This is a genomic window from Microvirga sp., from assembly GCF_014699075.1.
Classification (GTDB): domain Bacteria; phylum Pseudomonadota; class Alphaproteobacteria; order Rhizobiales; family Beijerinckiaceae; genus Microvirga.
In genome coordinates this window covers 343,023-358,952 of the sequence record NZ_JACXAB010000003.1, presented here as the reverse complement: position 1 = coordinate 358,952, position 15,930 = coordinate 343,023, and the positions used below count along the sequence as shown (strand labels likewise).

Annotated in this window: 11 protein-coding genes; all 11 read left to right on the top strand. The window is 62.7% G+C overall.

Annotation, left to right across the window (positions count from 1 at the left end):
* Positions 1–33: 33 nt before the first annotated feature.
* The gene (gene modA, locus IC232_RS07175; RefSeq protein ID WP_190844240.1) at positions 34–849 is read left to right on the top strand and encodes a molybdate ABC transporter substrate-binding protein; all 816 of its coding nucleotides are present in this window, start codon (positions 34–36) and stop codon (positions 847–849) included.
* Positions 849–1,541, top strand: a complete 693-nt coding sequence (gene modB, locus IC232_RS07170) for a molybdate ABC transporter permease subunit (protein ID WP_190844239.1) — start codon at positions 849–851, stop codon at positions 1,539–1,541. Before modA ends, modB begins: the two co-directional genes overlap by 1 nt.
* Complete coding sequence (gene modC / locus IC232_RS07165) at positions 1,541–2,647, top strand: molybdenum ABC transporter ATP-binding protein (protein ID WP_190844238.1); 1,107 nt, start codon at positions 1,541–1,543, stop codon at positions 2,645–2,647. Before modB ends, modC begins: the two co-directional genes overlap by 1 nt.
* 83 nt (positions 2,648–2,730) lie before the next feature.
* Positions 2,731–3,996: an aminopeptidase gene (locus tag IC232_RS07160; protein WP_190844237.1), complete on the top strand. Its 1,266-nt coding sequence runs from the start codon at positions 2,731–2,733 to the stop codon at positions 3,994–3,996.
* A 169-nt stretch (positions 3,997–4,165) separates the two neighbouring features.
* Positions 4,166–6,040, top strand: a complete 1,875-nt coding sequence (locus IC232_RS07155; RefSeq protein WP_190844236.1) for an ABC transporter ATP-binding protein — start codon at positions 4,166–4,168, stop codon at positions 6,038–6,040.
* Between the two features lie 30 nt (positions 6,041–6,070).
* Positions 6,071–7,597, top strand: coding sequence for an ABC transporter substrate-binding protein (locus tag IC232_RS07150; RefSeq protein WP_190844235.1), 1,527 nt, complete (start codon positions 6,071–6,073; stop codon positions 7,595–7,597).
* Between the two features lie 70 nt (positions 7,598–7,667).
* Positions 7,668–8,591, top strand: a complete 924-nt coding sequence (locus IC232_RS07145; RefSeq protein ID WP_190844234.1) for an ABC transporter permease — start codon at positions 7,668–7,670, stop codon at positions 8,589–8,591.
* A 5-nt stretch (positions 8,592–8,596) separates the two neighbouring features.
* Complete coding sequence (locus IC232_RS07140; RefSeq protein WP_190844233.1) at positions 8,597–9,454, top strand: ABC transporter permease; 858 nt, start codon at positions 8,597–8,599, stop codon at positions 9,452–9,454.
* A complete protein-coding gene (locus IC232_RS07135) occupies positions 9,451–11,199 on the top strand; it encodes a peptidase M14 (protein WP_190844232.1) in 1,749 nt (582 codons plus the stop codon). Before IC232_RS07140 ends, IC232_RS07135 begins: the two co-directional genes overlap by 4 nt.
* Positions 11,200–11,409: 210 nt before the next feature.
* On the top strand, positions 11,410–13,752 hold the full coding sequence (locus IC232_RS07130; protein WP_190844231.1) for a glycoside hydrolase family 113: 2,343 nt from the start codon (positions 11,410–11,412) through the stop codon (positions 13,750–13,752).
* Positions 13,753–13,909: 157 nt separating this feature from the next.
* Positions 13,910–15,253: an erythromycin esterase family protein gene (locus IC232_RS07125; protein WP_190844230.1), complete on the top strand. Its 1,344-nt coding sequence runs from the start codon at positions 13,910–13,912 to the stop codon at positions 15,251–15,253.
* The last annotated feature ends 677 nt before the right edge of the window (positions 15,254–15,930 follow it).

Genomic DNA, 15,930 nt, shown 5'->3' with positions numbered 1-15,930 from the left:
CATCATGGACCGAAAGGTCCGATGGAGACAGACATGCATCCGGCGCGCTGTGCATTGGGCGGCTTCACCAGAGGGCTTGTGCTGGGGCTTGGTCTTGCATGTTTCGTGCCGTTCGGCGTTGCCTCCGCTCAAGCCAAGGATGTCCTGGTCTTCGCGGCCGCCAGCCTGAAGAATGCTCTCGACGAGGCGAGCGCCGCCTGGATGCGCGAAAGCGGCAAGCGGGTCGTGGCATCCTATGCAGCGAGCAATGCTCTGGCCAAGCAGATCGAGGCAGGAGCCCCGGCCGACCTGTTCTTTTCCGCCGATCTTGATTGGATGGTCTATGCCAGTTCGAAAGGGCTGATAAAGCCTGAAAGCCGCATCAGCCTCCTGGGCAATTCACTCGTGATTATAGCGCCGAAGGGCTCTACGGTGCAGGTCGAGCTTAAAGCCGGTCTCGACCTCGCCTCGGTCCTCGGCAGCAACCGCTTGGCCATGGGCCATGTGGATGCAGTGCCGGCCGGCAAATACGGGAAAGCTGCGCTCGAGCATCTCGGCGCATGGGCAGGCGTGAAGGATAGGATCGCTCAGACGGAGAACGTGCGCGCCGCGCTTCTTCTCGTCTCCCGCGGTGAGGCACCGCTGGGGATCGTCTACAAGACCGATGCCGCATCCGATCCGAACGTAGATATTGTCGCGACATTCCCTGAGGGCAGCCATCCGCCCATCGTCTATCCGGTGACCTTGACGAAAGACTCGAATAATCCCGACGCCGCATCGCTTCTGAGTTTCCTGCGTTCGGACAAGGCCAAACCCTTCTTTGAGAAGCAGGGGTTTACGGTCTTGGACAAGGCGGGATCGGGCTCCTGATGGAGGGACTTTCTCCGGAAGAGTGGACGGCCGTTCGCCTCAGCCTGAAGGTCGCCTTCGTGGCCATGGCGGCAAGCCTCATCCCCGGCATCGCCATCGCGTTTCTGCTGGAGCGCGGGCGCTTCTGGGGGCGGCAGGCTCTCGACGTACTCGTGCATCTGCCACTTGTCCTGCCGCCCGTCGTGGTCGGCTGGTTCCTGCTCATCGGCTTCGGTCGCCGCGGGCCCATCGGGGTGTTTCTCGCCGAGCAGTTCGGCATCGTGTTCTCGTTTCGCTGGACGGGTGCTGCACTCGCCTGCGCCATTATGGGCTTTCCGCTTCTGGTGCGCGCCATCCGGTTGTCCATCGCGGCTGTCGACCGCAAACTTGAAGATGCGGCGGGCACCCTCGGGGCACATCCTGCCTGGGTGTTCGGCGTGGTGACGCTGCCGCTGATCCTCCCCGGCATCATCGCCGGCATGGTGCTGTCCTTTGCCAAGGCCATGGGCGAGTTCGGCGCAACGATCACCTTCGTGTCGAGCATTCCCGGCGAAACGCAGACCATTCCCTCGGCGATCTATGCCTATACTCAGGTGCCAGGAGGCGAGGGCGGTGCGATGCGGCTCACGCTTGTATCGATCGTCATTTCCATCGGCGCGTTGTGGCTCTCCGAATGGCTGGCCCGGCGCGTGCGCCGCAGGGTTCATGCCTGATGATCCTCGATGTCGACATCCGTCACCGGCAGGGCGGCTTTGCGCTTGAGGCACGTTTCCAATCCGACGGGAGGCTCACCGCACTCTTCGGCCCATCAGGCTCCGGCAAGACGACCATCGTGAATGCCGTCAGTGGTCTCGTGCGGCCGGATCACGCTCACATCGTGGTGCAGGGCCGGGTGCTTATGGACACGAAGAAAAACATCGTCGTGCCCAAACACAGACGGCGCATCGGCTATGTGTTCCAGGAGGGGCGGCTCTTTCCGCATCTCAACGTGCGGCACAACCTGCTCTTCGGCCGCTGGTTCACACCGAAAGACGCGCGGACAGCGAACTTCGATCACCTAGTGGATCTTCTTGGTATCGGCCATCTGCTCGACCGCCGCCCGTCGACCCTGTCGGGCGGCGAGAAGCAGCGTGTGGCCATCGGCCGTGCGCTGCTGGCCGATCCGCAGCTTCTGCTGATGGACGAGCCGCTGGCTTCCCTCGACGAGGCGCGCAAAAGCGAGATCTATCCTTATATCGAACGCCTGCGCGATGAGGGCGGCGTTCCTATCGTTCTCGTCAGCCATTCCGTGGCCGAGATCGCGCGACTGGCAACCTCTGTCGTGGTTCTCTCAGACGGGCAGGTGATGGCCTCCGGTCCGGCGGTGGAAGTCCTGCGGCACACAAATTACTTCGCGCAGAGCGGTCTCACGGAGGCCGGCGCGTTGATCGAGGCACAGGTGTCGAGGCATGATGAGACGTACGACCTGACCGTGCTGCAGGCGAGAGCCGGTCGTTTAAGCGTCCCGCGCCTCCCGCATCCCATCGGCACAAGCCTGCGCGTGCGTCTGCGCGCCCGCGACATCATCCTGTCGCTGAAAGCCCCCGAAGGCCTGAGCGCCTTGAACGTCCTGCCGGGATTCATTTCCTCCATCGACGACGCGGAGGGAGCGAGCGTGGATGTGCAGCTCGATTGCGGCGGCGATCCTGTCGTGGCCCGCGTGACCCGGAAATCCGTGGAGGAACTCGGCCTGAAGCCTGGCCTTGCGGTTCACGCCATCATCAAGAGCATCGCCTTCGACCCGGAGGCCCTTGGAGTCACGGGCGGCGAGAATATGTGAGATCCGAGCCCATTGAGGTTGCATGGACGGCATAGCCGTGTAGCCTCTCCGGTCATCTTTTCCAGCGTCGAGAGACCACGATCATGAACGAACAAGTCCGGAATTTGCCCGATGCGGCCTTCCACGCCCAGCTTCTCGACCGTCTGGCGGAGGTCGCCATTCGGGTCGGACTCGGGCTGAAGCCGGGGCAGGAGCTGGTCCTGACTGCGCCGCTCGATGCCGTGGCTCTGGTACGGCGCATCACGGAGCATGCCTACAAGGCCGGTGCCTCCCTGGTCACCACGATCTTCTCGGACGAGGAGAGCACGCTGATGCGCTTCCGCCATGGGCGGGATGAGAGCTTCGATACGGCTCCGGCCTGGCTCTACGAGGGCATGGCCGAGGCCTATAAGAAGGGCGCGGCCCGCCTTGCCATCGTGGGTGAGGATCCGTCGCTCCTCGCCAAGGAGGATCCGGACAAGGTCTCCCGCGCCAACCGGGCCCGCTCCAAGGCTTATATGCCGGCCCTCAACATGATCGCGGGCTTCGACATCAACTGGACCATCGTGTCCGCCGCGACGCCGGCCTGGGCCAAGACCGTGTTCCCGGACGATACGGACGAGGTGGCGCTGGCCAAGCTGTGGCAGGCGATCTTCTCGGCGTCCCGCGTCGACACGCCGGATCCGATTGCGGCCTGGGAGAAGCACAACGCCGCCTTGCAGACTCGGACGCGCATGCTCAACGAGAAGAACTATGCCGCGCTCCATTTCCGCGGCCCCGGCACCGACCTGCGCGTCGGCCTCGCAGATGGACACGAATGGAATGGCGGCTCGACGGCGGCGAAGAACGGCATCGTCTGCAACGCCAACATCCCGACCGAGGAGGTCTTCACCACGCCGCACAAGGATCGCGTGGACGGCACGGTCACGAGCACCAAGCCTCTTTCCTATAACGGCACCCTGATTCAGGACATCCAGGTGCGGTTCGAGGGTGGGCGCATCGTCGAAAGCAGGGCGCGCACGGGCGAGGCCGTGCTGAACAAGGTTCTGGATACGGACGAGGGCGCGCGCCGTCTCGGCGAGGTGGCCCTGGTGCCCTATTCCTCGCCGATCTCGCAGAGCGGGCTATTGTTCTTCAACACCCTATTCGATGAGAACGCCTCGAGCCATATCGCTCTTGGTCAGGCTTACAGCAAGTGCATCCGGGGCGGGGGCGGCATGAACGAGGACGAGTTGGCGTCCCGCGGCTCCAACAAGAGTTTGATTCACATTGATTGGATGATCGGCTCCGACCGGGTGGATGTTGATGGTATCACACAGGACGGGATGCCTGAGCCGCTCATGCGCGGCGGTGAGTGGGTGACAACATAACAAAAGACTCGCGCTTTGCGCTGCGCTGGATCTATGATCCAGGCGATTGTCTGATCTGACGCAAACGGTGCTTGACGTATCGGCACTGCGGCTGGGATGGATAACAGGTATCGAAGAGGTACCGGCCTGATGGGTTTTCAGGCCGGTGCTGTCTCAAGAGCGTGGATGGATGTCGGACACACCCAATCGTCAATCTGAAGCCCTCCTGTCGGTCCGCTCCCTGTCGGTGGAGTTCGGCACGGGGAATGGACCCTTCAAAGCCGTCAAGGAAGTCAGTTTCGACGTGCAGCCGGGCAAGACCCTGGCGGTTGTCGGCGAGTCGGGATCGGGCAAGTCCGTCACCTCGCTGGCGATCATGCGCCTGACCGATTACACGGGCGGGCGCATCACGGGCGGGCAGGTGCTGTTCCGCCCCAATGGCGGCGAGGCCATTGATCTCGTTCGAGCCTCTGACGACCGGCTCCGGGAGATCCGCGGCAACGACATCGCCATGATCTTCCAGGAGCCGATGACGTCGCTCAATCCGGTCTTCACCATCGGCAACCAGATCGCTGAGACGCTGATCCTGCACCAGGGCCTGAACGGGCGCGACGCACGGCTGCGGGCCAGGGACCTGCTGCAGAAGGTGCGCCTGCCGGATGCGGACAGGCTCCTCGACCGTTACCCGCACCAGCTCTCCGGCGGCATGCGCCAGCGCGTCATGATCGCCATGGCGCTCGCCTGCAATCCCAAGCTCCTCATCGCCGACGAGCCGACAACGGCCCTCGACGTGACGATCCAGGCACAGATCCTCAACATCATCCGCGACCTTCAAGCCGAGATGGGCACCGCCGTCATCTTCATCACGCACGACATGGGCGTGGTGGCCGAGATGGCCGACGACGTGGTGGTGATGTGGAAAGGCGAGAAGGTGGAGCAGGCGCCGGTGCGCGACGTCTTTGCGTCGCCGCAGCATCCCTACACCAAAGCGCTTCTCTCGGCTGTACCGCGCTTAGGGAGCCTCACAGGCCAGCCGTTGCCGAAGCGCACGCCCGTGATGGTGATGGATGGCAACGTGGCCAAGCCCGTGGGCGGCACGCATGAGCAGAACACGGCCGATTACACTAAGCCCGTTCTCCAGGTGGAAAAGCTCACCACGCGCTTCAACGTCGGAAAAACCTTCTTCGGCCGGGTGACGCACCGCGTCCATGCGGTCGAGGAGGTGAGCTTCGACATCTATCCCGGCGAGACGCTGGCGCTGGTCGGCGAATCCGGCAGCGGCAAGTCCACCATCGGGCGCACGCTGCAGCAACTGGTCGAGCCCACAGGCGGCACGGTGCGCTTCGACGGACGCGACATGGGGGCCATGAGCCCGGCCGAGCGGCGGCGGCTGCGGCAGGAAATCCAGTACATCTTCCAGGATCCCTTCGCCTCCCTCGATCCGCGACATACGGTGGGCTACAGCATCGCCGAGCCGATCATCGTTCATGGCCTGATCAATGACCGCAAGGCGCGCGAGCGGCGCGTGCACGAGCTGCTCGATCAGGTCGGCCTGCAGCCGCAGCATGCCAAGCGCTATCCGCACGAGTTCTCCGGCGGACAGCGCCAGCGCATCTGCATCGCCAGGGCCCTTGCCAGTGATCCTAAGCTCGTCATCGCCGACGAGTCCGTGTCGGCGCTTGACGTGTCGATCCAGGCGCAGATCGTCAACCTGCTCATGGAATTGCAGGAGAGGCGGCGGTTGTCGTACCTGTTCATCACCCACGACATGGCCGTGGTGGAAAAGATCAGCCATCGCGTTGCCGTGATGTATCTCGGCCAGATCGTCGAGCTCGGATCACGGCAGGCTATCTTCGAGAACCCGCAGCATTCCTACACCCGCAAGCTGCTCGCGGCGGTGCCAATCGCCGATCCGCAGCGCGAGCGGGCGAAGGTGCGGATCGAAGGCGAAATCCCGAGCCCGGTGCGCCCGGTCGGGCAGGAGCCCGCCATCCATCGCATGCGCGAGGTCGCGCCGGGACATTGGGTGGCCATCGAGGCGGATACGCTTCGTGGCGCAGCGTAAGAAGAATTTTCCAGAGGGAGACAAGATAAGATGAAGTTTTCGACAACACTGAAAGCGCTCGGTTTCACCGTCGCGACGGCTGTGATGCCGCTCATGGCATCCGGTGCGCAGGCGGCGGGAACCATTACGGTTGCAATCACCATCGATCCCGGCAGCTGGGATCCCATCGACAGCTTCCTGGTGCCGTGGTCGTCGGCGGCCAACAACATCTATGACGGCCTGCTCTCGCGCGGACCCGACATGAAGCTCCAGCCGGCTCTTGCGACCTCCTGGGAATTTCTCGAAAACAACAATCGCATCCGCTTCAAGCTGCGCCAGAACGTGAAATTCCACAATGGCGAGCCCTTCAACGCCGAGGCCGTGAAGTTCACCTTCGACCGCCTGCTCGGCGAGGAAGGCAAGAAGGGTCCTCAGCAATCGAACTACAATTCCATCTCCAAGGTGGAGATCGTCGATCCCTATACCGTCGACTTCATCATGAAGCAGCCCGATCCCGTGCTGCTGACCAAGCTCGCCGGCTACGGCGGCATGATCGTGCCGCCGAAGTACATTCAGGAGAAGGGCGACGCGCACTTCAACATGAACCCGGTCGGCACCGGCCCGTTCAAGTTCGTTGAATACACTCCGAAGGTGAACCTGGTGCTCGAAGCGTTTCCCGAGCATTGGGGCGGTGCGCCGAAGCTGGACAAGGTCGTGAACCGGTTCATTCCTGAAGCCAACACCCAGGTGGCAGAGCTCCAGGCCGGCCGCATCGACATCGCGACGCTCATCCCCTTCGGGCTAGCGCCGACAGTGGAGAAGAGCCCGAACGCCACTCTGGTGAGCATCACCGGCCCGACGGTCGTGGCCCTGCGTCTCAACACCAAGGAGGGCATCACCAAGGACATCAACGTCCGCAAGGCCCTTACCATGGCTGTTGATCGCGATGCGATCATCAAGGCGGTGCTGCTCGGCCATGGCAAGCCGATCGCGAGCTTCCAGTCGGAACTGTCATTCGGCAACGATCCGGCCCTGAAGCCGCTGCCCTTCGATCTCGCCAAGGCAAAGCAGATGCTGCAGCAGGCGAATGTGCCGGCTGGTTCTCAGGTGCGAATCGACTTCCGCGGCAATGACGCGACCTTCCGCGAGGTCGCACAGGCGGCGGCCGGCTATTTCCAGGCGCTCGGCCTCAAGCCCTCGCTCCAGCCGCACGAGCCTCCGGTTCTGCTCAACGACATCATCCCGAACGGCAAGACCGGTGAGGCCTGGCACAATTCCTGGGGCGGATGGACCTTCGACTACGACAACACCGCTTACCTGATGTATCACTCGGGCGAGAAGTGGAACCCATACGACAACGATCCGAAGCTGAATGCCCTGCTTGAAAAGCAGCGCACCATCTATGATACGGAACAGCGCCAGAAGATCCTGCAGGAGGTCGCGCGCTACGTGGCCGATCAGGCGCTCGAAATTCCGCTCTACAATGAGAACACTGTGCTTGGCGTGAGCAAGCGGGTGAAGAACTTCGTGCCGCCGGCTGACCGGCGCTTCCGCTTCAACGATGTGACGGTCGAGTAAACTCGCATCCTCATGATGATCGAACAGGCCCTGCGAAAGCAGGGCCTGTTCCAATGTAGAAGGAAATCCTGTGGCGGGTTTTATCCTCAAAAGATTGCTGCAAGCCATTTTCGTCATCCTCGCGGTCACGCTGATCGTCTCCTTCGCGATCAGGCTGACGGGCGATCCCGCCGTCATGCTGGTGGGCGGCGCCGGCAGCGTCACCGAGCAGGATCTGCAGAACATCCGGCAGTCACTGGGCCTCGAGCGACCGTTCTTCGTTCAGTATTTCAGTTTTCTTGAGGGCATTCTGACGGGTGACTTCGGCAAAAGCTTCATGGGCGGCACGCCTGTCTCCATGCTTATTGCCCGCGCATTGCCCGCAACGCTCCTGCTGGCCTTCGCCTCACTCATCACCTCCATCATCCTGTCCGTGCCGCTCGGCATCTACGCGGCCGTGCATCGCGGACGCTGGCCCGATCAGGTGATCCGCATCCTGTCGCTGGTCGGCTTGTCGTTCCCGAACTTCTGGCTTGCCATCATGCTGGTGCTCCTGTTCTCCATCGTGCTCGGAATCCTGCCGCCGAGCGGCATGGAAGGGCCGGAGAGCTTCGTGATGCCCGCGCTCACCATGGCGGTCATCCTCACGGCCACCAATGTGCGCCTCGTGCGCACCGCCATGCTGGAGACGCTCTCGCAGCAATACATCATGGTGGCGCGCTCCAAGGGCCTGCGCGACCGGGTGGTGCTCTACAAGCACGCCCTGCGCAACTCGGCCATTCCGCTCGTCACCTATATCGGCCTGCAGTTCGGAGGCCTCATTGGCGGCATCGTGATCGTGGAGCGGGTGTTCAACTGGCCCGGCATGGGCACGCTCGCTTTTGATGCCATTTCCAACCGTGATTATCCGGTGCTCCAGGGCACGATCACGGTGCTGGCGCTGTTCATCATTCTCATCAATCTCCTGGTCGACATCGCCTACGGGCTGATCGACCCGCGCATCCGGACGGAGTGAAGCCCATGGCAACGGCCCAGGCCGTCTCCTCGTCGCGCTCGTGGTTCAAGTCGCTCGAGCTTGTCCTCGGCCTCCTCTTCGCAGGCGGCATCGCCCTGGTCGTGCTGCTCTCGCCTATCCTGTTCCCAGACGGCGGCGAGGGCATGGACCTCATGGCGAGGCTCATCCCGCCGTTCCAGAGCTGGCAGCACTTCCTCGGCACCGATCCCCTTGGCCGCGACGTGCTGGCCCGCGTCGCGGTGGGCGGCAAGATCTCCCTCATGGTCGGCTTTCTGTCCGTGCTCGGCGCCGTCATCATCGGCACGCTCGTCGGTTTGGTGGCGGGGTATTATCGCGGCATCGCCGAGATCCTCCTGATGCGCTTCGTCGACATTCAGCTCGCGCTGCCCTTCATCCTGGTCGCGATCATGTTCCTGGCCATCCTGGGCGCGGGCATCGACAAGGTGATCCTCGTCATGATCGCCACCCAATGGGTGCAATATGCCCGCCTCGTGCGCGGCACTGTGCTGGCCCTGCGGGAGCGGGAGTTCATTCTCTCCGCCCGCGCCATCGGGGTCGGCAACGGGCGCATCATCTTCACGCACGTTCTACCGAACGTGCTCGGTCCCATCATCATCCTCATGACCCTGCAGGTGGCCAACAACATCCTGCTTGAAAGCAGCCTGACCTTCCTCGGCCTCGGCGTCGATCCGCTCATTCCGAGCTGGGGCGGCATGCTCGCCGATGGGCGCACCTATCTGCAGACGGCCTGGTGGGTCAGCGTGTTTCCCGGGCTCGCCATCATGTTCACCGTGCTCGGCCTGAACCTTCTGGGCGACTGGCTGCGCGACTATCTCGATCCGACAGGACAGACCTCGAAATGACGATTTTGCTCGAAGAGCGGGTTCCACGCACGCTCGACAGTCTCGTGCGCGAATGGGCCAGCGATGACCATCGCGGCATGATCCTCGAGGCCTGGCTGTTCGAGGATGAAGCAGCGCGTCGCCGCGCCGAACAGGTCTTTGCCGCGGCCGGCATCCATGCCCGCCTGCGCAGCGCCTACAAGCCGCTCGTGCACGCCTTTCTCGAAGAGTTCGACATGGCGGGCGTCGCCCGCGCGACCGTGCGCTATCCCATGCATGAAAAGGCCGACCGCCTGCGCTTCCTCTCTGAGGCCTATCCCCTGGCGGCCCTGCTCGGAAGCATCGAGACCCGCTTCGAGCCCGGCGAGGCCGATCTGACCTACCAGATCACCCTTGAATACGCGGACGGGAGTGTTGCGGAGCATGAGGTCTTCGCGCCCAACCGCCTGCGCACCAACCATCTCGACCAGGTCGACCTCACCCCGACCGGCTGGCTGAAGGTGACGGGGCGTGCCGATGGCGGCCCTGACCTCGACGAGCCGCTCGAGACCGAGATCGAGCAGGTGTTTCACAAGGTCATGGCGGCCGTCATGGTCCATGACTGGCCTGCAACGGAGCCCTATGTGGAGACGCTTGCCATCGATGTCGCCATTCCGGGCATCGAGCGCGAACTCGCTTACGGCGACGAGGTCATGAGCACCCGCGAGGCGCTGCACGAGGACTTTTACTTCTCGATTCTCGAGTTCTTCAAGCACCGCTCGGGCCGTCCCTCCGACGACCGCGGCCTGCAGCCCGGCCAGATCGTGCCGGACATCCGCGCAGGCGAAGGCGACGCAGACATCCGCGTGGCCCTGCGCTCCTTCGGCGCGCCGTCCGATCCGGCCCGGCCGGAGCAGGATATCGAAACAGCGGATGCCGCACCGTCCCTTGCCCAGATCCACCGGGAGCTTGCTGAGCTTCCCGGCGTGACCTTCGAGGGTGTTTCCCGCGAGGGGAGGCCGGTGCGCGGCCTCTATCGTCCTGGCTCGCGCGCGGCGGTCCTCGTCACGAGCGGACAGCATGCCAATGAGACCTCGGCTCCCGTCGGCACCCTGCGGGCCGTGCGCCGGCTTCTGGCCAACCCGGAGGCGAACATCGCCTATATCCCGGTTGAGAACCCGGACGGCTACGCCCTGCATGGCCGCCTCTGCGAGGGCAGCCCACGGCACATGCACCACGCTGCGCGCTACACGTCGCTCGGCAACGATCTGGAATATGGAACCAGCGAGCCCGTCTATGAGATCGGCGCCCGCAATCGGGCCCTGGCTCTGACGGGCGCGCAGCTTCACCTCAATTTTCACGGCTACCCGGCCCATGAATGGACCAGACCCTTCACCGGCTATTTGCCGCGCGGCTTCGAGCTCTGGACGATCCCGAAGGGCTTCTTCCTGATCATGCGGCACCATCCCGCCTGGGGCGAGATGGCCAGGACCTTGATCGAAGCCGTCACGACGGGCCTGTCGGCGGTGCCGGACCTCGCCGAGTTCAACCGGCGCCAGATCGAGATCTGCTCGATCCATTCCGGCGGAACGCCCTACGAAATCATCAACGACATCCCCTGCCTGATCACGGCCGACGAGCGTCACCCGACCCCGATGACGCTGATTACGGAATTCCCGGATGAGACGATCTACGGGGATGCCTTCCGCTTCGCCCATACCGTCCAGATGGCAACCGTCATCGCGGCCGAAGAGGCCTTCAACACGCTGATGAGTGCCGCCGCCTGAGGCTTCGTGCTTGCCGTTGCGTCATGCACGTGTCCCTGCGCGGATCCCTCTTCGAGTTCGGGACGGCTAGGTGTTCTTCTTTCCCACAGGCATCGGGACTGAGGCTCGATGTGCCGCACCCGTGCTCCGCTTGCTGCATGTTGTGTTATATTGTAATGAAAGCTCATAACGCACAATAAGCGATAATTCTGAGTCTTAGGGGCAGATTACATGGCCAAGCTTTTTGAGTTCCAGGCAGAGAGCATGCCGTCCTGGTGGGATGGCAATTATCGCAGCCAAGCTGTCAGGGACGTTCTGACCGAGATCCAGAAGGATGGCGCTTCCCAGGTCGTTATCGTTCCCACCGTCTACATGGACAGCCTCAAGTCCACCACGGTCTACCGCGACAATGGAGACCCCGGCGGAAATAACGTCGATGGCCGCCCGCGGACGGAGAGCGACGGCTCCATCAGAACAGCCATTTCAGAGGCCAAGGCCCGTGGCCTGGAAGTGATCTTCAAGCTGCATGTGAACATGCAGAACGACGACTGGAACGCGCTGATCGGTCCCGGCAACAATCCCGACGGAACGCCGCCGACCGAAGCGCAGTGGGCGACCTTCGGCAATGCGTGGTTTGCTTCCTATAAGGAAGCCGTCCTTCACTATGCGCGGCTGGCTAAGGAGCAGGGCGTCACGACCTTCGCCATCGGCAACGAATGCGAGAGCATGACGCATCCTCGCTTCACGCATCACTGGAACGATATCATCGAGGACGTCCGCGAGATCGTGGGGAGCAATGTCAAGCTGACTTATGCGGCCACTTGGACGGAAGCGCTCCACGTCGAGTTCTGGGACAAGCTCGATTACATCGGAACCAATCCCTACATCGCCTTCACGCAGAACAATTTCAATCCGACGCTGCAGCAGTTGATCGATGGCTGGACCAAGCCGTCCGATGTGTCCAGCACCCGAGTTCCCATCGTTGAGAAGTTCGGCCAGAACATCTCCGCGATGGATGCCCTGAAGCGGATTGCCGATCAGTTCGGCAAGAAGCTCGTCTTCACCGAGGCTGGCTTCCGCAGCATGGATGGCAACAACACGGCTCCATGGCAGTGGGGTGAGCCCTATCCCGTCGACGAAGTCGAACAGCTCAACATGCACAAGGCCTTCTACAAGATCCTCACCGATCGCCTGGATGAGGGCTGGCTGGCCGGCTACTGGTTCTGGAATTATGACGCGAGCGCAGGAGTGATCGATCCGTCTCCTGACGTCGGATATTCCACTCACGGGAAGCTCGCGGACGCGCTGATCGAGCAGTATTTCAAAGACCCTCGTTCCGTCGCGGGGCTTGAGAGAACCGGCACATCGCTTGCTGACACGCTGAGCGGAGGTTTCAACAACGACACGCTGATCGGCGGCTCAGGAAACGATACTCTCAGAGGCAACAAGGGCGCGGATGTTTTCTCCTATTCCGGTGGAGATGGCGACGATACAATTCTCGATTTCAGCTATACTCAGGGTGATCGGATCCGTCTGCTCAATGCAGGTGCCGCCAGCTACACGGATCTTCAGATTACCGCTATAGCGGGAGGCTACAAGGTAGCCTTCGATAACGGCAGCATTACCATCCTCGCGTCGGAGCCCATCCGTGCCGAGTGGTTCACCTTCACCGTCGGCCAGACCGGACCTTCGGTCAAGCCAACGTCTGGCGATGACGAGATCACCGGGACCAGCCGGGCCAATACGATCAACGCGCTTGCCGGCAATGACCTCGTCCATGGCCGCGGCGGCAACGACAGGCTGATCGGAGGGCTCGGCGATGACACCGTCGATGGCGGCGACGGCGATGACGCCATCTCTGGCAATGGGGGCGACGACTACCTCGAGGGCAATGCCGGAGCGGACCGGCTCTATGGTGGGGATGGCGCCGACATCGCTTACGGCGGCTTAGGCAACGACCAAGTCCGTGGCGACCTCGGCAACGACATGCTCTATGGCGAGGCCGGCAATGACCTCGTGCGTGGCGGTGAGGGATTCGATCTCGTCGCTGGAGGCGACGGCCACGACAAGCTTTATGGCGAAGCCGGCAACGATCAACTGGCTGGCGGTGCCGGCAACGACACCATGCAGGGTGGCGTCGGCGACGACAGGGTCGAAGGTGAAGATGGCGACGACAAACTCTATGGCGGCGATGGCAATGACGTTGTCGAAGGCTGGTTCGGGAACGATCAGCTCTGGGGCGGCAAAGGGGACGACTTGGTGACCCCCGGTGGCGGCATCGACAAGCTATGGGGTGGTAAAGGCGCCGATAATTTCATGATTGGCGAAGGAATTAACAAGGACGTCATCTACGACTTCAAGCTCAAAGAAGAAGATCAGCTCATTATCCAGGGCAACATGAACGATACCGGCATCGGCCGCGGCAGGACTGACGCGGAGGTCATGCAAACGTTCATGAAACTGGTGAAACAGGTTGGCCGCGACACTGTCATCAATTTTGGCGAAGGTGACGTCCTGACCTTGAAGAACTTCAAGGCCTCGACCCTGGAACGCGGCGACATCTGGTTCTGGTAGACGCCGATTTTTCTGAGCAGACCAACGGCCGGAGAGCGAATCTCCGGCCGTTTTCCATTCAGGCGGATGTGTTTATCAGGCGGAACAAGCCGAGTCCTGCCGCCGTTCTTCGGATGAGCCGGGATATGGTGCACCCGGCCTTGCCGGAGATGCAGCCATGGCGCGCTTGTCCTGGAAGCAGAGCGAGAACGATGCCTCCATCAAGGAGGCCGTCGATCTCGTGCGCGAGCATGGAGAGCCTCTGCCGGCCATCGCCGACGAGCAGGCTTTCGGCGCCATGTTCGACCGCTTTGCCGATGCCAAGGTCGTGCTCCTGGGCGAGGCGAGTCATGGCACATCGGAGTTCTACCGCGCCCGCGCCGCCATCACCCGGCGTCTCATCGAGCAGCACGGCTTTACCATCGTGGCCGTCGAGGCCGACTGGCCGGATGCAGCCCGGATCGATGCTTATGTGCGTCATCGCCCTGTTCCCGACGGTGACGACGCGGCCTTCGAGCGCTTCCCCACCTGGATGTGGCGCAACGAGGAGGTGGCCGATTTCGTCAACTGGATGCGCGAACACAACAGGGATCGTGCCGAGGATATGCGTGCCGAGTTCCGTGGCCTCGATGTCTACAGCTTGCACGGGTCCATCCGCTCCGTGCTCGATTACCTCGATAAGGTCGATCCGGAAGCCGCGAAAGATGCCCGGGGACGCTATGGCTGCCTCAGCCCCTGGCAGTCGGATCCGGCCCGCTACGGCCGCGCGGTTCTCACCGGGCAGAAGAAGCCCTGCGACGAGGCCCTGCTGCGCCAGCTTCAGGATATCCTCGACAAGCGCATGGAATATCTTAAAGCCAACGGCGGCGAGGCTTTCTTCGATGCGGTCCAGAACGCCAAGATCGTCCATGCGGCCGAGCACTACTACCGCATCATGTATGAGGGCGCGACCGAGTCCTGGAATCTGCGCGACCGGCACATGTTCGAGACACTGCAGAGCCTGCTCGCGCGCCGCGACAACGCCAAGGCCGTCGTTTGGGCGCACAACTCCCATATCGGCAACGCTGCCGCCACGGCCATGGGTTGGCAGGGCGAGTTCAACATCGGCGAGCTCTGCCGCAAGACCTACCGCAACGAGGCCGTTCTCATCGGGCTCAGTACGGATCGCGGCACGGTGGCGGCGGCGGACGACTGGGATGAGCCCATGCAGGTCAAAAGCGTCCGCCCGGCGCGACCTGACAGCCATGAGCGCATCTTCCGCGATGCGGGGTTGGGTTGCTTCCTCACCGACTGGCGCGAGAACGGCCAGGCCGACCTGACCGAGGCACTCTCCCGGCCACGCTTGGAACGAGCCATCGGCGTGGTCTACCGGCCGGAGACCGAGCTCTACAGCCATTACTTCGAAGCGGTGCTTGCCGAGCAGTTCGACGCCTTTGTCTGGTTCGACGAGACCAGGGCCGTGAAGCCGCTCACCCACGCCCATGGCAAGGGCATGCCGGAGACCTATCCGTTCGGGCTTTGATGCGGATAAGTCTCACCTTCCCGGGGGAGGGCCGCGCTATTCTTGTCCAGCGATGACCCCACCGGCGTCATGGCCGGTCCTGTGCCGGCCATCCCGATTAGAAGAGCGTTGCGCCTCACGGATCGGGATCACCGGCACAAGGCCGGTGATGACGTTTGCCGGTGTCATCCCCGGCGAGCCGCAGGCGAGGGAAGGGGATCCACTCTCACGCTCAGCATGATGGATTCCCTTCCCCTCCGCTGAAGCTCCGGCCGGGAATGGACACGCTACCTGTCATTCCGGGGCCGCATAGCGGAGCCCGGAATCCATAAACACGACGGCTCAGAAAAGAGCGAGGAGCGTAGCGCCTCTTCCTGCACTCTCAGCGGTTATGGATTCCGGGCTCTCGCTCCCGCTCGCCCCGGAATGACAGTCCTGTGCATGTTCCTATTTTGTTCTTGACAGCAGCTGCAAGCTCGGCTATATCGTTGTGTAGACCTGCTCCTGTCGAGGGGCGCGCTCGCGAGGCGTCGCAGTGTGGGAGCAGGCACGGTCCTGTGGTGCAGCCTCGCAAGCCGCACCGACAGGAGGCCCAGGCTGCGTGCCGGTGGTCGGAATCGGTTCAAGGCCCCCGCTGAGCAGGCGGGCCCCGCCTGAGGCGGTCACCGGGCCGGCATCGCTTGAACGCCTAAAGAAGC